General features: G+C 72.4%; 18 protein-coding genes. 10 read left to right on the top strand and 8 right to left on the bottom strand.

Annotation, left to right across the window (positions count from 1 at the left end):
* The first annotated feature begins 31 nt into the window (after nucleotides 1-31).
* On the top strand, nucleotides 32-523 hold the full coding sequence (locus tag H596_RS19800) for a MarR family winged helix-turn-helix transcriptional regulator (protein WP_245583943.1): 492 nt from the start codon (nucleotides 32-34) through the stop codon (nucleotides 521-523).
* Nucleotides 524-550: 27 nt separating this feature from the next.
* On the opposite strand, the gene lhpI is transcribed toward H596_RS19800, so the two are convergent.
* Nucleotides 551-1,462, bottom strand: a complete 912-nt coding sequence (gene lhpI / locus H596_RS0102990; RefSeq protein ID WP_027283639.1) for a bifunctional Delta(1)-pyrroline-2-carboxylate/Delta(1)-piperideine-2-carboxylate reductase — start codon at nucleotides 1,460-1,462, stop codon at nucleotides 551-553.
* 111 nt (nucleotides 1,463-1,573) lie between these two features.
* On the opposite strand from lhpI, the gene H596_RS0102985 reads away from it, so the two are divergent.
* From H596_RS0102985 to H596_RS0102960, 6 genes are all read left to right on the top strand, one after another.
* On the top strand, nucleotides 1,574-2,641 hold the full coding sequence (locus tag H596_RS0102985; RefSeq protein ID WP_027283638.1) for an amino acid ABC transporter substrate-binding protein: 1,068 nt from the start codon (nucleotides 1,574-1,576) through the stop codon (nucleotides 2,639-2,641).
* A 98-nt stretch (nucleotides 2,642-2,739) separates the two neighbouring features.
* On the top strand, nucleotides 2,740-3,942 hold the full coding sequence (locus tag H596_RS0102980) for an amino acid ABC transporter permease (RefSeq protein ID WP_027283637.1): 1,203 nt from the start codon (nucleotides 2,740-2,742) through the stop codon (nucleotides 3,940-3,942).
* Nucleotides 3,943-3,952: 10 nt separating this feature from the next.
* A complete protein-coding gene (locus H596_RS0102975) occupies nucleotides 3,953-5,083 on the top strand; it encodes an amino acid ABC transporter permease (RefSeq protein ID WP_027283636.1) in 1,131 nt (376 codons plus the stop codon).
* Nucleotides 5,084-5,144: 61 nt separating this feature from the next.
* On the top strand, nucleotides 5,145-5,927 hold the full coding sequence (locus H596_RS0102970; protein WP_027283635.1) for an amino acid ABC transporter ATP-binding protein: 783 nt from the start codon (nucleotides 5,145-5,147) through the stop codon (nucleotides 5,925-5,927).
* A gap of 104 nt (nucleotides 5,928-6,031) precedes the next feature.
* Entirely contained in the window at nucleotides 6,032-7,915 is a 1,884-nt protein-coding gene (locus H596_RS0102965; RefSeq protein WP_245583942.1) for a potassium transporter Kup, read from the top strand.
* The gene (locus H596_RS0102960; RefSeq protein ID WP_027283633.1) at nucleotides 7,915-8,616 is read left to right on the top strand and encodes a lysophospholipid acyltransferase family protein; all 702 of its coding nucleotides are present in this window, start codon (nucleotides 7,915-7,917) and stop codon (nucleotides 8,614-8,616) included. The genes H596_RS0102965 and H596_RS0102960 overlap by 1 nt, the downstream gene beginning before the upstream one ends.
* On the opposite strand, the gene H596_RS0102955 is transcribed toward H596_RS0102960, so the two are convergent.
* Genes H596_RS0102955 through H596_RS19795 form a run of 4 tightly spaced genes read right to left on the bottom strand, consistent with a single transcriptional unit; the run spans nucleotide 8,611 to nucleotide 11,210 of the window.
* The gene (locus tag H596_RS0102955; RefSeq protein WP_084602563.1) at nucleotides 8,611-9,507 is read right to left on the bottom strand and encodes an SAM-dependent methyltransferase; all 897 of its coding nucleotides are present in this window, start codon (nucleotides 9,505-9,507) and stop codon (nucleotides 8,611-8,613) included. The genes H596_RS0102960 and H596_RS0102955 overlap by 6 nt on opposite strands.
* On the bottom strand, nucleotides 9,504-9,842 hold the full coding sequence (locus H596_RS0102950) for a DUF423 domain-containing protein (RefSeq protein ID WP_027283631.1): 339 nt from the start codon (nucleotides 9,840-9,842) through the stop codon (nucleotides 9,504-9,506). The genes H596_RS0102955 and H596_RS0102950 overlap by 4 nt, the downstream gene beginning before the upstream one ends.
* 10 nt (nucleotides 9,843-9,852) lie before the next feature.
* Entirely contained in the window at nucleotides 9,853-10,497 is a 645-nt protein-coding gene (nfi, locus tag H596_RS0102945) for a deoxyribonuclease V (RefSeq protein ID WP_281168363.1), read from the bottom strand.
* An 11-nt stretch (nucleotides 10,498-10,508) separates the two neighbouring features.
* A complete protein-coding gene (locus tag H596_RS19795) occupies nucleotides 10,509-11,210 on the bottom strand; it encodes a hypothetical protein (RefSeq protein ID WP_245583940.1) in 702 nt (233 codons plus the stop codon).
* Nucleotides 11,211-11,351: 141 nt separating this feature from the next.
* On the opposite strand from H596_RS19795, the gene pip reads away from it, so the two are divergent.
* Complete coding sequence (gene pip / locus H596_RS0102935) at nucleotides 11,352-12,299, top strand: prolyl aminopeptidase (protein ID WP_027283630.1); 948 nt, start codon at nucleotides 11,352-11,354, stop codon at nucleotides 12,297-12,299.
* A 10-nt stretch (nucleotides 12,300-12,309) separates the two neighbouring features.
* Here the strand turns inward: pip and H596_RS0102930 are convergent, their stop codons facing one another.
* Nucleotides 12,310-13,539, bottom strand: a complete 1,230-nt coding sequence (locus H596_RS0102930) for a metal-dependent hydrolase family protein (protein ID WP_027283629.1) — start codon at nucleotides 13,537-13,539, stop codon at nucleotides 12,310-12,312.
* An 82-nt stretch (nucleotides 13,540-13,621) separates the two neighbouring features.
* Here H596_RS0102930 and H596_RS0102925 point away from each other — a divergent pair, with 82 nt between their 5' ends.
* Nucleotides 13,622-15,211, top strand: a complete 1,590-nt coding sequence (locus tag H596_RS0102925; RefSeq protein WP_051212284.1) for an ABC transporter substrate-binding protein — start codon at nucleotides 13,622-13,624, stop codon at nucleotides 15,209-15,211.
* A gap of 120 nt (nucleotides 15,212-15,331) precedes the next feature.
* Here the strand turns inward: H596_RS0102925 and H596_RS0102920 are convergent, their stop codons facing one another.
* Together H596_RS0102920 and H596_RS0102915 are read right to left on the bottom strand one after the other, a co-directional pair.
* The gene (locus H596_RS0102920) at nucleotides 15,332-16,300 is read right to left on the bottom strand and encodes a tripartite tricarboxylate transporter substrate binding protein (protein ID WP_027283627.1); all 969 of its coding nucleotides are present in this window, start codon (nucleotides 16,298-16,300) and stop codon (nucleotides 15,332-15,334) included.
* A 205-nt stretch (nucleotides 16,301-16,505) separates the two neighbouring features.
* The gene (locus H596_RS0102915; RefSeq protein ID WP_027283626.1) at nucleotides 16,506-17,486 is read right to left on the bottom strand and encodes a tripartite tricarboxylate transporter substrate binding protein; all 981 of its coding nucleotides are present in this window, start codon (nucleotides 17,484-17,486) and stop codon (nucleotides 16,506-16,508) included.
* A 126-nt stretch (nucleotides 17,487-17,612) separates the two neighbouring features.
* On the opposite strand from H596_RS0102915, the gene H596_RS0102910 reads away from it, so the two are divergent.
* On the top strand, nucleotides 17,613-18,755 hold the full coding sequence (locus tag H596_RS0102910) for a uroporphyrinogen decarboxylase/cobalamine-independent methonine synthase family protein (protein ID WP_027283625.1): 1,143 nt from the start codon (nucleotides 17,613-17,615) through the stop codon (nucleotides 18,753-18,755).

Raw genomic sequence — 18,755 nt, 5'->3', positions numbered from 1 at the left:
TGTCAAACCGATCCCATGCCAGGAGCCTGCCGTGAGGGATGAGGGGCCGGCCGGGGCGGTTCTCGCCCGGGCGCCTCGCGGCGCGGCCTGCGATGAGGCCGGCTACGCGCTCGATTCCTCCGCCGGGCATCTGCTGCGCCGGGCGCATCAGCGCTACCAGGCCGTGTTCCAGGAATGCGCCGCCGGGCTCGGCCTGACCGGGCCGCAATTCGCCGCCCTGCTGCGCATCGCCGAGCGCGGGCGCGTCACGCAGAATCTCCTCGGCCGGCTCGCGGCCATGGATTCCGCGACGGTGCAGGGCGTGGTGCGGCGGCTCGAGGCGCGCGGCCTCGTCCACGGCGCGCGTGACCCCCTGGACCGTCGCGCGCGGGTGCTGACCATCACCGCGCGTGGGGCGCAGGTGCTCCGCGCCGCCGAGGAGGCGGGGCGGCGTGCCAATGAGGCGCTGCTGGCCCCCCTCTCCCCGGCCGACCGGCGGCAGCTCCTCGCTCTTCTGCAGCGTCTCGCGGGGGAGGGCGGGTGATGCGGCCGGCATGACCTGCCGCTGAGATCAGCCGCGCGTGGCGAGCAGCGCCGCCGCCAGATCCTCCCCCGCCCAGCCCACCGACTTGAACAGGGTGATCTGCGCCGGATCGGTGCGGCCGGGATGCGCGCCGCGGCAGAGATCCGCGAGCTCCGCCGCGATATGGGCCTGGGTGATCGCGCCCTCGGCGATGGCCTGCACCACGTCGCCGGCTTCCGCGAGGCCGCCCGCGCGCGTGTCCACCACGCAGAGCGCGCGCGCGAGGGCCGCGGCATCGGCCTCGCGCATGTCGGGGCGGTAGGCGCCCACCAGGTCGAGGTGCTGGCCCGGCCGCAGCGCCGCACCGCGGATCAGCGGCTCGGTGGCGAGGGTGGCGGCGCTGATCACGTCATAGCCCTCGAGGGCGATCTCGCGCAGCGGGCGGGCGTTGAGGCCATGGGCGCAGAGGCGCGCGGCCAGGGCCTCGGCCTGCTCCGGCCGGCGGGCCCAGATCGCCGTCTCCTCCATGCCATAGGCGTCGTGGAAGGCCTCGGCGAGCGCCGCGGCCACCCTGCCGGCGCCGAGCACCAGGTGGCGGCGCGAATCGGGCCGCGCGAGGAAGCGCGCGGCGAGCACCGAGGCGGCGGCGGTGCGCCGATCGGTCAGCTCGCCGCCGTCGAGCAGCGCGACCGGCGCGCCCGTCACCGCGTCCGAGAGCAGGTATTCCGCATGCACGGCGGGCAGGCCGCGCGCGGCGTTGCCGGGCGCCACATGCACGATCTTCACGCCCGAATGGCCGAGGCCGATGGCGGGCATGAGCAGCAGCGTGCCGCCCTCGGGCAGCGGGTGGCGGTGGCGCAGCGGCGCCTCGCAGCCCTCGGCGAAGACGGCGCGCAGCGCCTCGACGAGCCGCCCCCAGGGCAGGGCGGCCGCCACGGCCCGCCGGTCCATCTGACGCATCTGTCATCTCCCACGCCGCGATTGATCGCGCGCCTCCGATAGCGCAGCATCGCCCGGTGAACGAGAAGGCGGCGCGATCCAGCGTGCCGGAGGTTCGAGGGAGTTTCGCGAATGCAACCCATCCTGCGTCATCTGACCGCCGCCACGGCGGTCGCACTCGGGCTGGCCACGGCGCTGCCGGCCGCGGCCCAGGCCCCGGCCCCGGCCCAGGCGCCGGCCGCCGCCGCGCCCGCCAACACGCTCGACGCCATCCGCGCGCGCGGCACGCTGATCTGCGGCGTGAACACGGGGCTTGCGGGCTTCGCCCTGCCCGACAGCCAGGGCGTCTGGCGCGGCTTCGACGTGGACTACTGCCGCGCCGTGGCCATCGCGCTGTTCAACGACGCGAACCGCGTGCGCTTCGTGCCCACCACCGCCCAGGTGCGCTTCACCGCGCTGCAGTCGGGCGAGGTGGACATGCTCAGCCGCAACACCACCTGGACCTTCTCGCGCGATACCTCGCTCGGCTTCGACTTCACGGGCATCAACTTCTACGACGGGCAGGGCTTCATGGTGAAGCGCTCGCTCGGCGTGCAGAACGCCCGCCAGCTCGACGGCGCGACCATCTGCGTGCAGCCCGGCACCACCACCGAGCAGAACCTGGCCGACTGGGCGCGCGGCAACCGCATCAACATCCGCCCCGTCGTGATCGAGCGGCTGGAGGACAACATCGCCGCCTACAACGCCGGCCGCTGCGACGCCTACACCACCGACGTCTCGGGCCTTGCGGCCATCCGCGCCGTGCAGTCCAACCCCAACGACCACGTGATCCTGCCCGACGTGATCAGCAAGGAGCCGCTCGGCCCGCTCGTGCGCCACGGCGACCAGCGCTTCGCCGACCTGCTGCGCTGGATCCACTTCGGCCTGCTGACGGCGGAGGAGTTCGGCATCACTTCGCAGAACGTGCAGCAGGCGCTGGCGAACGACCCGCGCCCCGAGGTGCAGCGCCTGCTCGGCCGCACCGGCGATCTCGGGCGGATGCTGGGGGTGGACAATGCCTGGATGGCCAACATCATCCGCGGCCTCGGCAACTACGCGGAGATCTTCGACCGCAACCTGACGCCGATCGGCCTGCAGCGCGGCCGCAACGCGCTGTGGACGCAGCCCGGCGGGCTGCAGTACTCGCCGCCCTTCCGGTGAGAAGCGCCTGACCGGGCGGGGCCCGCGCGCCCCGCCCGGCGTTTCTTCCCGCGAGGCGGAACGCCGCCCGCGGCTTCGCTGACAGGGACAGGCAGAGCATGTCATCCGCACCCGAAGACCCGCGCTACGCGCGGCAGGCGCCGCGTCGCCCCCTCCGCCTCTCCTGGGCCGACGAGCGCGTGCGCAACCTGTTCTGGCAGGTGCTGGTGGTGGGGCTGGTGGGCGGGGCCATCTACTGGCTGTGGTCGAACACGGTGCACAACCTCGAGGTGCGCCGCATCGCCACGGGCTTCGACTTCCTGGGCCGCGAGGCGGGGCTGCCCATCGCCGAGAGCCTGATCCCCTACGACCCCTCCATGACCTATCTGCGCGCCCTGACCGTGGGCGTGCTGAACACGCTGAAGGTGGCGGTGGTGGGCATCGTGCTGGCCACCATCCTGGGCACCTTCCTCGGCATCGCGCGGCTTTCGCGCAACTGGCTCGTGGCGAAGCTCGCCTACTGGTACGTCGAGGTCGTGCGCGACCTGCCGCTGCTGCTGCAGCTTCTGTTCTGGTACGCGCTGCTGCAGGGGCTGCCGGGGCCGCGCCAGGCGCTGAACCCGATCGAGGGCGTCTATCTCTCCAACCGCGGGCTCAAGCTGCCCTTCTTCGTGTGGGAGGCCGCGCATTCCTGGGCGCTGCTCGCCTTCGCGCTGGGCGTGGTCGCCACGCTGCTCTACCGCCGGGCGATGCGCGCGCGGCAGATGCGCGACGGCGCGCCGCGCCGCGTCTGGCCCTTCGCGCTGCTGGCCATGCTGGGCGCGCCGCTGGCCGTGTGGGCCGCGATGGGCGCGCCCTTCACGCCGGACGTGCCGGTGCTGCGCGGCTTCAACTTCCGCGGCGGCGTGGACGTGAGCCCGGAGTTCTTCGCGCTGCTGCTCGGCCTCACCCTCTACACCGCGGGCTTCATCGCCGAGATCGTGCGCGCGGGCATCCTCTCCGTGCACCAGGGGCAGTGGGAGGCGGCCCAGGCGCTGGGGCTGCCGCGCGGGCGGGTGATGAACCTCGTCGTGCTGCCGCAGGCGCTGCGCGTCATCATCCCGCCGATGACCTCGCAGTTCCTCAACATCACGAAGAACAGCTCGCTCGCCGTCGCCATCGGCTACCAGGACATCGTGAGCATCGCCAACACCACGCTGAACCAGACCGGCCAGGCCATCGAGGGCATCGCGATCATCATGCTGGTCTATCTGACGATCAGCCTCAGCATCAGCCTGTTCATGAACTGGTACAACGCGAAGATCGCGCTGGTGGAACGGTGAGGAGAGCCCCATGAGCGACATCGCCGCCCCTGCCGCCCTGCCCGCCTCCCGCCAGCCCCCGGTGCGCATGACCGGCCCCCTGGCCTGGCTGCGCGAGAACCTGTTCTCCTCCTGGTGGTCCACCGCCGTCACGCTCGCGCTGGCCTATCTGCTGATCCGCTACGCGCTCGGCTTCGTGGACTGGGCCTTCGTCAACGCCATCTGGTCCGTGCCCACCGGCGCGAACGGGCTGCCCGACACCAGTTCCTGCCGCAACAACCCGGGCGGGGCCTGCTGGGCGGTGATCACGGAGAAGCACCGCTTCATCCTCTTCGGCACCTACCCCTTCGACGAGCACTGGCGGCCCATGCTGGTCTGCGCGCTGTTCGTGGGGCTCTACATCGTCTCGGCGATGCGCCGGTTCTGGAACTGGCGCATCGTGCCGATCTGGCTCGTCACCCTCAGCCTGATCGGGGTGCTGATGTGGGGCGGCGTCTTCGGGCTCACCTATGTGCCGCAGGAGCGCTGGGGCGGGCTGCCCATCACGCTCATCCTCGCCACCTTCGGGCTCGCCTTCGCCTTTCCGCTGGCCATCCTGGTGGCGCTGGGCCGCCGGTCGAAGCTGCCGGCGATCAAGGCGATCTGCGTCCTCTACGTGGAGCTGATCCGCGGCGTGCCGCTGATCTCGCTGCTCTTCATGGCGAGCGTGATGTTCCCCCTCTTCCTGCCCGAGGGCATGAACATCGACAAGCTGCTGCGCGCGCAGATCGCCATCATCCTCTTCGCCGGCGCCTATCTGGCCGAGGTGGTGCGCGGCGGGCTGCAGGCCCTGCCCAAGGGCCAGTACGAGGCGGCCGACGCGCTCGGCCTCTCCTACTGGAAGAAGACGCTGCTGATCGTGCTGCCGCAGGCGCTGCGCCTCGTCATCCCGCCGCTGGTCAACACCTTCATCGGCTTCTTCAAGGACACCTCGCTGGTGCTCATCATCGGCATCTTCGACCTGCTGACGGCGGGCAAGACCGCCATCATTGAGCCCCAGTGGCAGGGGTTCGGGGTGGAAGTTTACGTCGTGCTCGGGATCATCTACTTCATTTTCTGCTTCGCCATGTCCAAATACAGCGCGGGGCTGGAGGCGGAGTTCAACCGCCACCGCCGGCGATAGAACCGGCGGACGCCAAGCACAGGGGCCGTTTCACTCTTTCGCTCGGGAGCCGACCGAAGCCATGTCCGCCGCCGAAACCCTCGCCTCCTCGGTGCGCGCCGACGCGCCGCCCGCCATCCTGCTCGAGCGCGTGAACAAATGGTTCGGCGCGCTGCATGTGCTGCGCGACGTGTCCATGCAGGTCGCCACCGGCGAGCGGGTGGTGGTCTGCGGCCCCTCGGGCTCGGGCAAATCCACCCTGATCCGCTGCATCAACCGCCTGGAGGAGCACCAGGAGGGGCGCATCGTCGTGGACGGCATCGAGCTGACGGACGATCTGCGCAGCCTGGACGCCATCCGCCGCGAGGTCGGCATGGTGTTCCAGTCCTTCAACCTCTTCCCGCACCTCACCATCCTCGAGAACTGCACGCTGGCGCCCATCTGGGTGCGCAAGATGCCCAAGAAGCAGGCCGAGGAGCTCGCCATGGAGTACCTCACCCGCGTGCGCATCCCCGAACAGGCGCACAAGTATCCGGGGCAGCTCTCGGGCGGGCAGCAGCAGCGCGTGGCCATCGCCCGCGCGCTCTGCATGCAGCCGAAGATCATGCTGTTCGACGAGCCCACCTCCGCCCTGGACCCCGAGATGATCAAGGAGGTGCTGGACACCATGGTGGAGCTCGCCGCCACGGGGATGACCATGATCTGCGTCACCCACGAGATGGGCTTCGCCCGCCAGGTGGCGGACCGCGTGGTGTTCATGGACCGCGGCGAGATCGTGGAGCAGGGCACGCCGCAGGAGATCTTCGGCAACCCGAAGACCGAGCGGCTGCAGCTCTTCCTCAGCCAGATCCTGCGCGGGCATTGACCGGACGGGCTTGCGCGGGCGCAAGGCAGCCATGCGGCCCGATGGTTTGAATGGCGCGGCGCGCGGGGCTAGCTCCGCGCGCCTCTCTCGCATGGAGTGCTGACGTGTCCGGACCGGGTGGCGCCTCGGGCAGGCTCACCGCCGCCTCGCTCTTCGGCGTGCTGGGCGTGGTGTATGGCGACATCGGCACCTCGCCCCTCTACGCGCTGCGCGCCGCGCTCTCCCATTTCACCGAGGGGGGCATCGAGCGCTGGGAGATCCTCGGCATCCTCTCGCTCATCTTCTGGGCGCTGATGCTGACGGTCACGGTGAAATACGTGCTGTTCATCCTGCGCGCCGACAACCGCGGCGAGGGCGGGATCATGGCGCTGATGGCGCTCGCCCAGCGCACGGCGCAGACCGAGCGCGGGCGGCTGACCATCGCCGTCCTCGGCATCACCGGCGCGGCGCTCTTCTTCGGCGATGGCATGATCACCCCGGCCATCTCGGTGCTCTCGGCCGTCGAGGGGCTGAAGGTCATCGACCCGGTGTTCGAGGGCGCGGTGATCCCGCTCACCCTGATCGTGCTGCTCGCGCTCTTCCTCGTGCAGTATCGCGGCACGGGCAGCATGGGCTGGGTGTTCGGGCCGGTCTGCGCCCTGTGGTTCGGCACCCTCGCGGTGCTCGGCCTCCTCGAGACGCTGCGCAACCCGGAGGTGTTCCTCGCCCTCAACCCCTGGCACGCGGCGGTCTTCTGCGCGCACTACCACCTCGCCGCCTTCATCGCGATGGGCGCGGTGGTGCTGGCGGTGACGGGGGCCGAGGCGCTCTATGCCGACATGGGGCATTTCGGCCGCCGCCCGATCCGCGTCGCCTGGGTGTTCTTCGTGCTGCCGGCGCTCGCGCTCAACTATTTCGGCCAGGGCGCGCTGCTGCTGCGCGAGCCGGAGGCCATCGAGAACCCCTTCTACCTGCTCTCGCCCGACTGGTTCCGGCCCTTCCTCGTCGCGCTCGCCACCGCGGCGACGATCATCGCGAGCCAGGCGATGATCTCGGGCGCCTATTCCATCGCGCGGCAATGCGTGCAGCTCGGCTTCTCGCCGCGCCTCGTGGTGCGCCACACCAGCGCGACGGAGGAGGGGCAGATCTACATGCCCCAGGTGAACTTCGCCCTGCTCATCGGCGTGATCATCCTGGTGCTGGAGTTCAAGGACAGCGACAGCCTGGCCGCCGCCTACGGGCTCGCGGTCACGGGCACCTTCCTGTGCACCTCCTTCCTCGCGCTGCTGGTGTTCCGCCGGCAGTTCGGCTGGAGCCGGGCGCTGGTGGCGCTCGTTTTCGCGCCGCTGCTGCTGCTGGATGCGGCCTATTTCGTCTCGACCGCGCTGAAGATCCCCGAGGGCGGCTATGTGCCCGTGATCATCGGCGCCGCGGCCTTCACGCTGATGTTCACCTGGTGGCGCGGGCGCACCCTGCTCTTCGCCCGCTTCCGGCAGGACAGCCTGCCGCTCAAGTCCTTCCTCGCGCGGCTGCCGCAGTCGCGCACCACGCGGGTGCCGGGCATCGCCGTCTTCATGACCGGCCAGGCCGACTACCTGCCCGGCGCGCTGCTGCACAACCTCAAGCACAACAAGGTGCTGCACGAGCGCGTGCTGTTCGTCACCGTGCTGGGCGAGGACATCCCCCAGGTCGGCCCCGAGCGGCGCGCGGAGGTGACGGAGCTCGCCCCCGGCATCCACCGCGTGCTGCTGCGCTACGGCTTCCAGGAAAGCCCCAACATCCCGCGCGAGCTGGAGCGCCTCGCCGCCGCCGGGCTGATCGCCTACGAGGCGATGCAGGCCAGCTATTTCCTCGGCCGCGAGACCATCGTGGCGGCCGCCGTGCCGCGCATGGCGCGCTGGCAGCAATGGCTGTTCACGCTGCTCAGCCGCAACTCGGTGCCGGCCACCGAGTTCTTCAAGATCCCCTCCGACCGCGTGGTGGAGCTCGGCGTGCGCGTGGCCATCTGATGCTGCTGCTGCGCTCGCTGCTGTTCAACGCGGCCTTCTTCGGCCTCACCGCGCTCGCCTGCCTCGTCTTCCTGCCGCTGCTGGCGGCGCCGCGGCGCTGGACGCTCGCGGTGGTGCGGCTCTGGGCAAGGGCCGTGGTGGCGCTGCTGCGTGCGATCTGCGGCGTGCGGCTGCGCGTGGAGGGGCGCGAGCATCTGCCCGCGCAGGGCCCCGCGCTGATCGCGGCCAAGCACCAGTCGGCCTTCGACACCATCGTCTGGTTCACCCTGCTGCCGGATGCCGTCTATGTGCTGAAGGCCGAGCTGTTCCGCATCCCCGTCTGGGGCTGGCACGCGCGCCATGCCGGCATGATCGGCGTGGACCGCCAGGGCGGGGCGAAGGCGCTGCGCGGCATGCTGCACGAGGCCCGCGCGGCGGCGGCCGAGGGCCGGCAGATCGTCATCTTCCCCGAGGGCACGCGCGTGGCCCCCGGCGCGCGCGCGCCCTATCAGCCCGGCGTGGTGGCGCTGGCCCAGGCCACCGGCCTGCCGGTGATCCCCGTGGCGACGAACAGCGGCCGCGTCTGGGGCCGGCGCAGCTTCCTCAAGCGCCCGGGCGAAATCCTGCTGCGCGTGCTGCCGCCCATCCCGCCCGGCCTGCCGCGCGGGGAACTCCTGCCCGCGCTGGAGGCGCGCATCGAGGCGGCGCAGGCGAGCCTATAGGGCGAGCCGCGCGAAGGTCAGCTCATGCTTGTTGTGCGCGCCGTGGAACACCGCCGCACCCGGGATCGCCGCGAACTCCGCGGCGATGTCGTGGTCCGTCGGGCCCTGGAACTTCACGGTGCAGACGAGGTTGCGCGCCACGGGCAGCCAGCGCCGCACCAGCGCCAGCAGCCGCGCGGGGTAGCAGATCACGTCGCTGAACAGCCACTCCACCGGCTCGGGCGAGAGGGCGAAGGCGCTCTCCTGCACCCATTCCACGCCCGGCATGGCCAGCACGCGCGGATCGAGCGGCGCCTTGTCCACCGCCCGCACCCGCGCGCCGAGCCGCGCCAGCGCCCAGCTCCAGCCGCCCGGGGAGGCGCCGAGGTCGAGGCAGCGCTCCCCCGGCTGCGGATGGCGGCCGAGCCGCGTCAGCGCCTCCCAGAGCTTGAGATAGGCGCGGGAGGGCGGGCCCTCGCGGTCCTCCACGAAGCGCACGACGCCGCCCGGAAAGGGCGAGGATTTGGTCGGCGAGGCCAGGATCAGCTCCGGCTCCAGCAGCGCCCAGCCCCCCAGATGCGAGGCGGGCGGCGGCTCGGGAAAGACGAGCGGCCGCGCCTTGACCGGCGGCAGCCGCGCCTCGATCAGCGCGGCGCGGCGGTGGTGCGCGCCGGGAACCAGGCTCCAGTTGCGCTGGATGGCGCGCAGCGCATCCGCCGCCGCCTTGATGGAGGGGGCGGGAATCCCGCGCGGCGAATCCCACACCTCCAGCGCCCAGGCGGCGGGGGCGGGCGGGTCGGGCGAGAGGGCGAGCAGCCCGTGCCAGCGCGCGATGCCGCGGCCCGAGCGCCGCAACTCCTCCGCCAGCGCCTCCTCATAGCCCGCATCGGCCAGATAGGCCGCGCGGATCACCGCCTCCACGCCGCCAGCGCCAGCCAGAGCCAGCCCGCGATCATCAGGAAGCCGCCGATGGGCGCGACGGGGCCGAGCGAGACATCGGCGAAGGCGCGCAGCAGCACCGCGCCCGAGAACAGCACGCCCCCCGCCAGCAGCAGCGCCGCCGCCGCATCCCCGCCGCGCCGGTTCCACAGCGCGAGGGCGAGCAGCGCCGGCGCGTGCCAGCCCAGGATCATCGCCACGTTCTGCACCATGCCGCGCGCCGCGAGATCGGCATGCGCCGCCAGCGCGGAGAGCACCACGGCGGCCGCGCCGAAGAGGCCGGCGGCGGAGATCCAGAGTCTCTGCATGGCGCGGAGCCTACAGCGCCTCGCCGCGCCGCACCATGGCGGCTGCCGCATGGGCGAGGCGCGTGGGCTCGGGCAGGCGGTGCCGGCGCAGCGTGGCGCGCACCCAGCCGAGCGCCGTCTCCAGCGAGACGCTATGCCCGATCGAAACGAGCAGCGGGTTCGCCCGCGCGCGGGAGCGCAGCAGCGCGCCCACCACCTCGCCGCCGTCCAGAAGCCGCACCCAGGCGCCGGGCGCGGCCCCGAGCGGCCCCTCCGGCGCGCCGATGAGGCGGGATTTCGCGACCCCGATGCTCGGCAGATCGAGCAGCACGCCCAGATGCGCGGCCAGGCCGCAGCGCCGCGGATGCGCGATGCCCTGCCCGTCCACCATCAGCAGGTCGGGCCGTTCGGGCAGGCGCGCCAGGGCCTCCATCACCGCCGGCGCCTCGCGGAAGCCGAGCAGGCCGGGGATGTAGGGCAGCGGTGCGGGCAGGCTCGCCCCCGCCCGCGCCAGCAGGGCCAGCGAGGGCCACTCGAGCAGCACGGCGGCCGCATGGACGCGCCGGGCGGGATCGAAGCGGGAGGCCGAGACATCCACCCCCGCGATGCGCCGCACCGGCCCCAGCGCATCGGCGCGGATCACCCGCGCGGCCAGCGCCGCCTGCCGGGCCCGCAGCGCGGCGAGGTTCAGCGGCGGAACAGGCGCCGCAGCCAGCCCAGCAACCCCTCGCCCCGCCGCACGCTGCCCTGGTGCGAGACATGCGGGCGGCGCGCCGGCGGCGGCAGGGCGGAGGCGACGCTGTGCCGCGCCGCATCCCGCGCCTCGATCAGCCGCAGCTCGAGGGCCAGCACCTGCGCCACCGCCTCGGGCGGGTTCTCGCGCAGCAGGGCGCGGGCGGTGTTGGCCGCGTCCTCCCACTCCTCGGCGCGGCGCAGCGCGTCCACCACCCGAACCGTCTGCTCGGCGTCGAGCGGGGGGCCGCTGCGCCAGAGCGCCACCGCGTCGAGGCGGAAGGCGCGGGCGAGCTCGGGCCGGCCCAGGTCATCGGCCGTCCAGGCGGCCTGGAGCGTCGCTTCGGCGGCGGCATGCAGCGCGCCCGTCTCCTCGAGCACCAGCGCCCAGGCGAGGAAGCGCCGCGCCAGCGGCGGGTGCGAGGCCTCATTCAGCAGGGCGCGGAAATTCGCCGCCGCCACGGCCTGCGCGGCGGCCGGGTGGGCCTCGCTGATGTCGGGCGCGGCATAGCCGCAATTCGGGCATTGCTGCAGCCAGCGCCCCATGGTGGCGCGCAGCGGCTGGCCGGGGCGCAGGTCGAGGTCGGGCGCCTGCTCCGGCGCGCTGGGCCGGAACAGGATCTGGCGGCTTTCCGTCCCGCACACGGCGCAGATCACGCCGGCGGGCGCCGTGGGGGCCGCGGATGCTCCCGGACGCTGTTGAGCCATTGCCGCAAGGTAGGGCCGAACCCCCGCGAGGCGAAGGGGGAAAGCGCGCGAAACCGTTGCCCCGCACCCCCGGGCGTCTGATAAAGAGCCATGCCCCGCGGCGACCTCTTCCCCGACATCGCCCCCTTCGAGACCGGCCTGCTGCCGCTGGGCGACGGCCATGTGATGTACTGGGAGCAGGTGGGCAACCCGCGCGGCCAGCCCGTTCTGTTCCTGCATGGCGGGCCGGGCGCGGGGGCGGGCGCGGTGCACCGCCGCTTCTTCGACCCCACGCACTGGCGGCTCGTCGTCTTCGACCAGCGCGGCGCGGGCCGTTCCCGCCCCTTGGGCGAGCTGCACGCCAACACCACCCCGCATCTGGTGGAGGACATCGAGACGCTGCGCCGCTTCCTCGGCGTGGAGCGCTGGCTGCTCTTCGGCGGTTCCTGGGGTTCCACCCTCGCGCTCGCCTACGCCCAGGCGCATCCCGAGCGGGTGACGGGCTGCGTGCTGCGCGGCGTCTTCCTCGGCCGCGACGCGGAGGTGGAGTGGTTCCTCTACGGGCTGCGCCGCTTCTTCCCCGACGCCTGGGCCGCCTTCGCCGAGCATGTGGCGCCCGAGGAGCGCCACGATCTGCTCAGCGCCTATCTCCGCCGCCTGACCGACCCCGACCCCGCCGTGCACCTGCCCGCCGCGCGCGCCTGGAGCCATTACGAGGGCTCCTGCTCCACGCTGCTGCCCTCGCCCGAGACGGTGGCCTCCTTCGCGCAGGACCGCACGGCGCTCGGCCTCGCGCGCATCGAGGCGCACTACTTCGCGCACCGGCTCTTCCTGCCCGAGGGCGGGCTGCTCGCGCACATGGACCGCGTGGCGCACATCCCCGCCGAGATCATCCAGGGCCGCTACGACATGGTCTGCCCCGGCGAGACGGCCTTCGAACTCGCCGCCGCCTGGCCGCGCGCGCGGCTGACCATCGTGCCCGACGCCGGGCATTCCGCGCTGGAGCCCGGCATCCGCACCGCCCTGGTCGCCGCGGTGGAGCGCTTCCGGCGGCGCTGAGCGGGCGGGTTCAGCGCAGCGCGTTCTTCACCGCGCGCCCGCCCTGCATGATGAGCGGCATGTGCGCGCCCTGATGCGTCAGCAGCGCCATGTCCTGCAGCGGGTCGCCCTCCACCACCACGAGATCGGCGAAGGCGCCCTCGGCCACCACGCCGATCCTCCCCTCCATCCTGAGCAGCTTCGCCGCGTAGAGGGTGGCGGAGCGGATCACCTCCATCGCCGGCAGCACGCGGCGGCGGATCACGAACTCCTCCGACTGGTGGCGGTGCATCGGGCCCAGCAGATCCGTGCCGAAGGCCATCGTCAGCCCCGCGCGGCTCATCACCTCGAGCGAGTGCAGGCCGGCCACGCGCACCGTGTCGATCTTCGCGACGCTCTCCGGCCCGAGGCCGAGCGCGGCGCCCTCCTCCTTCAGCGCCTCGTAGGTGACGAGGGTGGGGCAGGCGATGCAGCCCGCCGCCGCCGCGACGCGCGCCGTCTCCTCGGTGATGAGGTTGCAGTGCTCGAGGCTCAGAACCCCGCAGCGCACGGCGCGGGAGATCGCCTCGTCGGTGTAGAGATGCGCGGCCACGTAGGTCTGCGCCATGCGCGCCTCCTCCACCGCCGCGCGCAGCTCGCCCTCGCTGAAGCCGAGGAAGGCGATGGGGTCCACCGGCGAGGCGACGCCGCCATTGGCCATCACCTTGATGTAGTCGGCGCCGGCCTTGATCTCCTCGCGGCAGGCGCGGCGCACCTCCGCCTCGCCGTCCACGATGCGGCCCAGCATGCCGAGCCGCGCCTCGAAGAAACCCGTGCCGCGCGTGTCGTGCCGGCCGCGGAAATCGCTGTGCCCGCCGGTCTGCGAGAGCGCCTTGCCGCAGAGCACGAGGCGCGGGCCCTCGAACAGGCCTTCTTCCCAGGCGAGGCGCAGGCCGAGCGTGGCGCCGCCCAGGTCGCGCACCGTGGTGAAGCCGCGGTGCAGCATCTCGCGCATGATCCCGGCCGCGCGATGGGCGATCAGCGCATCGGGCAGCAGCGCGTTCTGCGCGAGGTTCGCCGTGGTGGCCACCACATGCACATGCGCGTCGATCAGCCCGGGCAGCAGGGTGCGGCCGCGCAGGTCGAGCCGCTGGGCGGCGGCGCTGGCGATGGGCCGCGCGCTCACCTCCCGGATGGTGTCCCCTTCGATGAGGACATGGGTGCCGGGGCGGGGCTCGCCGGCCAGCACGTCGATCAGGGTCGCGTTCTCGAGGATGATCATGCCGCGAAGGTGCCGCCGCTCCCCCCTGGACGGAAGGGGGGCGGGCCGGCATCTTTCGCCACCTTCATCTGGGAGAGCCTCCATGCGGAACACCGCGGGCCGCGCCACGCTGCGCGCCACCCTGCTGGCCGGCATCTTCGGCGCGGCGCTCGCCGCCCTGCCGGCCGGCGCCACGACCTTCACCTGGGCCACGGCGAACGACATCCTCGGCCTCGATCCGCACGCCAACAACCACGGCGTGACGAACACGATGAAGGAGAACGTCTATGAGCCGCTGGTGAAGCGCCAGCCGGACGGCTCGCTCCGCCCCGCCCTGGCCGAGCGGTGGGAGCGCGTCTCGCCCACCACCTGGCGCTTCCATCTGCGCCGCAACGTGCGCTTCCACAACGGCGAGCCCTTCACCGCCGCCGATGTGGTGATGTCCGCCGAGCGGGTGCGCCAGAACGACATGGCCTATACGCTGCAGTCCGTGGTCGCGGTGCGCGCCATCGACGACCACACGGTGGAGATGGACACGCGCGCGCCCAACCCCATCCTGCTGCAGGATCTGGCGCTGTTCTTCATCATGTCCCGCCCCTGGGTGGAGGCGAACAACGCCATGGCCGTGGCGCGCGCCGGCCAGCCGGGAGCGACCACCGCCTTCCCGCAGCTCAACGCCAACGGCACCGGCCCCTTCCGCGTGGTGGAGCGGGTGGCGGACGAGCGCACCGTGCTCGTGCCCAACCCGAACTACTGGGCGGCGGCGGAGATGCAGCACGGCATCACCCGCGCGGTGTTCCGGCCCATCGCCTCGGCGCCGACGCGCCTCGCCGCGCTCCTCTCGCGCGAGCTGGACGTGATGTATCATGTGCCGCTGCAGAACGTGCCGCAGGTGCAGCAGGCCCAGGGCGTGCGCCTCGTGCAGGGCCCCACGGCGCGCACCATCTACCTCGCCATGGACGTGGCGCGCGAGGAGAGCCTGGACGAGCCCGGCCGCCCCAACCCGCTGCGCGACGTGCGGGTGCGGCGCGCGCTCTATCACGCCATCGACATGAACACGATCACCCGCGTGGTGCTGCGCGGCTCCACCACCGCCTCGGGCCTGCCCATCGCGCCGGCGGTGACGGGCCATGTGGCGGCGCTGAACGACCGCCTGCCCTTCGACCTCGACGCCGCGCGGCGGCTGCTCGCGGAGGCGGGCTATCCCAACGGCTTCCGCCTGACGCTGAACTGCCCCAACAACCGCTACATCAACGACGAGGCGATCTGCCAGGCGGCCACCGCCATGCTGCAGCGCGCGGGCATCCAGGCCCGGCTGGACGCCATGCCCTTCGGCCGCTTCCTGCAGCGCGGCGCGGCGGGCGAGTACCAGTTCTACCTGCTGGGCTGGACGCCGGGGAACTTCGACATCACCAACCCCGCGCGCGAGCTGCTGGGCGAGGGCAGCTTCAACTGGGGCCGCTTCCGCGACGCGGAGATGGATCGCCTGGCCGCCGAGATCGGCACCCTCAACCTCGACGACCCGCGGCGGCAGGAGCTGGCGGCGCGCTACTGGACGCGCTTCCGCGAGCTGGTGCCGATGATCCCGCTGCACCAGGAGCCGCAGATCTTCGCGGTGCGCGACACGGTGGCCGACTTCACCATGCGCGCCGCCGAGGACCTGGAGCTGCGCCACGTCCGCATGCGGCGCTGAGCCAGGGAGAGAGGCCCGAGGCAGGGGCGCGCCGGATCGCTCCGGCGCGCCCTTTCTTTCGGGCGCGCGGCCGTCCGCCAGACCGGCACGCAGATACGTCCGGCGCGCCCGCCGGCCGTGTCAGTCGATGCTGAGGTTCAGCCGCCGCACCATCTCGCGCTCATAGGCCACGCGCTCGCGCGCGAACTCGAGATAGGCCTGCGGGCCGAGATACTCGTCGGGCATCTCCCAGCGGCGGATGATGGCCTGGCTCGTCTCGTCCAGCATCGCCTTGCGGAAGCTGTCGTGGAAGATCTGCACCACCTCCGCCGGCAGCCCCTTCGGCCCCGCCACGCCGTAGGGCGAGGTGACGGTCATGCCGTAGCCGAGATCGTGCAGCGTCGGCGCATCCGGGAAGGAGGGCAGCCGCGTGCGCGTCCAGACCGAGAGCAGGCGGAAGTCCCCGTTCTCCACCTGCGGCCGCCAGGCCTGGGCGTCGGCGATCACGTCGATCTGCCGGCCGAGCAGCATGGTGACGCCCTCCTGCGCGCCGCGCGTCGGGATGTGCTCCATCCGCGCACCCTCGCGCGCCAGGAGGTCCTCCATGGCGATGTGGTTGGTCGTCGCGATGCCGGAGGTGGAGTAGGTGAGCTGCCCCGGCCGCCGCTTCGCCTCCGCGATCAGCTCCGCGAAGCTGCGATAGGGGCTGTCGCGGTGCACCACCGTGCCGAACACGAAGCCCGAGACCTGCATGATGTAGGTGAAGTCGGCGATGGGATCCCAGGTCTGCTGCCGCGTCAGGAAGGGGTGGCGCAGGATGGAGAGGTGGTGGTGCGCCAGCGTGTAGCCGTCGGGCCGCGCCTGCTGCACCAGGAACACGGCGGCGCGGGTGCCGCGCGCGCCGGGCATGTTCTCCACCACCACGTTCTGGCCGAGATCGCGCGACATGATCTCGAACACGTTGCGGTGCAGCGCGTCGAGCGAACCGCCGGGCGGCCAGGGGATGAGGAAGCGGATGGGGCGGTTCGGGTAACGCCCCTGCGCGCTGGCCGGCGCGGCGAGCGGCGCGAGCGCCATGGCGCCCAGAAGGGCGCGGCGTGTGCTGTTCATTCTCGTCTCCTCCCTCCTAGCGGCCGCCCCGGCCGCCCGCGTCAGAGACCGTTTGAGGATGCTGGCGGCGGAGGCGGCGCGAGGGATTTTTCGTCCCTGCCAGGCGCCGGACGCCGCCGATGCGGGTGGCATCGGCCAGTCCGGCAACGCCGCAGGGGCGGAAAAGACCCGCGCGGCCGACCCGCCAGTGTCTTCAAGCGGTCTCTCACTCCATGCGGATGCCGAGGCGGTTGACCATGTCGCGCTCCCAGGCGGCGCGCTGCACGACGAACTGCTGGTACTGCTCGGTGTTGAGATAGACGAGCGGCATGTCGAACTGCGCGCGCACGCGCGTGTTCTCCTCGCTCATCAGCGCGGCGTGGAAGGCGTCGTGCAGGATGCGCACCACGCCCGGGTCCATGCGCGGCGGGCCGCTGATGCCGTAGTTGCTCGTCACGACGATGTCGTAGCCGAGCTCGCGCAGCGTCGGCACATTGGGGAAGCGCGCCGCGCGCTCGGCGCTCCAGACGCAGAGCAGGCGCATCTGCCCGGCCTCGACCGCGGGCGCCCAGGCGCTGCTGTCGGCGATCATGCTCACCTGGCCGCCGAGTACGGCGGTGATGCCCTCGGTGGCGCCGCGGAAGGGCACATGGGTGAACTCGACGCGCTCGCGCGCCGCGATGTCCTCCATGGCGAGGTGGTTCGTGGTGGCGATGCCCGAGGTCGCGTAGGTCAGCGCGCCCGGGTTGCGCCGCGCATGGGCGATGAGCTCGGGGAAGCTCTGGAAGGGGCTGTCGGCGCGCACCGCCACGCCGAACAGCCAGCCCGTCAGGCCGATGATGTGCGTGAAGTCCGTCGTCGCGTCCCATTGCGGGGTGCGGACGAGGAAGGGGCGGCGGATGATGGAGAGGTGCATCTGCCCGAGCGTGTAGCCGTCGGGCCGCGCCTCGCGCGCGAGGTGGACGGCGTGCAGCGTGCCGCCCGCGCCGGCGCGGTTCTCCGTCACCACCGGCTGGCCGAGGGTGCGCACCGCGACCTCGGCGAGGCTGCGCATCTGCACATCCGCGCTGCCGCCGGGCGGCCAGGGAATGATGAGGCGGATCGGCCGCTCGGGGAAACGGCCCTGCGCCAGAGCGGGGCTCGCGAGGGCGGCGCCGCCCAGCGCCAGGGTGCTGCGGCGCGTCAGCCGCGCGGCGTCATGCGCCATGGATCGTCCTCCGGAACCGTTGCGGGCGCGTCTTGCGGCGCCGTCGCCGGCGATGTTGGACCGGGGCGCGCGGCTTTGCCAAGCGGCGCGATGGACAGCCGGCCGCGTCCGCGCCAGCCTGGGCGCATGGAGACGAACCCGCTGCGCGGCATGCGCGTGGACCAGGTGGGCAGCTTCCTGCGCCCCGAGGATCTCAAGGCCGCCTTCCTGCGCCACGCGAAGGGCGTGCTGGACGCCGACGGCCTGCGCGCCGCGCAGGACGCGGCGATCCGCGCGCTGCTGGCGAAGCAGCAGGCCATCGGCCTGCCCTTCGTGACGGATGGCGAGTATCGCCGCCTCAACTGGCAGGTGAGCTTTTCGGAGGTGGAGGGCTGGGATCTCTGGCCCGGCACCTGGCGCAGCTTCCTCGCCGCGCCCGACAACATCTACGCCGGCGAGACCCCGGGCGCGAAGGGCGAGGACGCGGTGCTCTCCTTCCAGACGCCCGCCACCGGCCGGCTCCGGCTGCGCCGCAGCTTCCCGCTCGAGGAGCTGCGCTTCGTCACCGCCCACAGCCCCCTGCCCGCCAAGATCACGCTGATGGGCCCCGACCGCGTGGCGCAGATGTGCGACATCGCGGGCTCCGCGCCCCATTACGCGGACCGCGACGCCTTCCTCGCCGATGTCGTCGCCATCCAGCAGGCGATGGCGCAGGAGCTCGCGACCGCGGGCTGCGCCTATCTGCAGCTCGATGAGCCGAGCTTCACCGGCTATGTGGACCCCGCCACCCTCGCGCGGATGCAGGCGCGCGGCGAGAACCCTCTCGCCAACCTCGAGCGCGCCATCGCGGCCGACAACGCGGTGATCGCGGGGCTGCCCGCCCATGTCGTCACGGGGCTTCACATCTGCCGCGGCAACCGCGCCAGCATGTGGCACCGCGAGGGGCATTACGACGCCATCGCCGAGGCCGTCTTCGGCGGGCTGCGCTTCGACCGGCTGCTGCTGGAATACGACACGGAGCGCGCCGGCGGCTTCGCGCCGCTGCGCTTCGTGCCCAAGGGGGTGATGGTGGTGCTCGGCCTCATCACCACCAAGTCGGGCGAGGTGGAGGAGGTGGACGCCCTGCTGCGCCGCATCGAGGAGGCGAGCCGCTTCCTCGACCCTGCCCAGCTCGCCCTCTCGCCGCAATGCGGCTTCGCCTCCGGCATCGGGGGCAATGCGCTCTCCGAGACCGCACAGTGGCGGAAGATCGAGGTGATGCTGGAGGCCGCCCGCCGCGCCTGGGGCTGA

Origin of the sequence: Rubritepida flocculans DSM 14296 (genome assembly GCF_000425365.1) — a bacterium.
GTDB classification, from domain to species: Bacteria; Pseudomonadota; Alphaproteobacteria; order Acetobacterales; family Acetobacteraceae; genus Roseococcus; species Roseococcus flocculans.
This window is presented reverse-complemented; position numbering and strand designations above follow the sequence as displayed.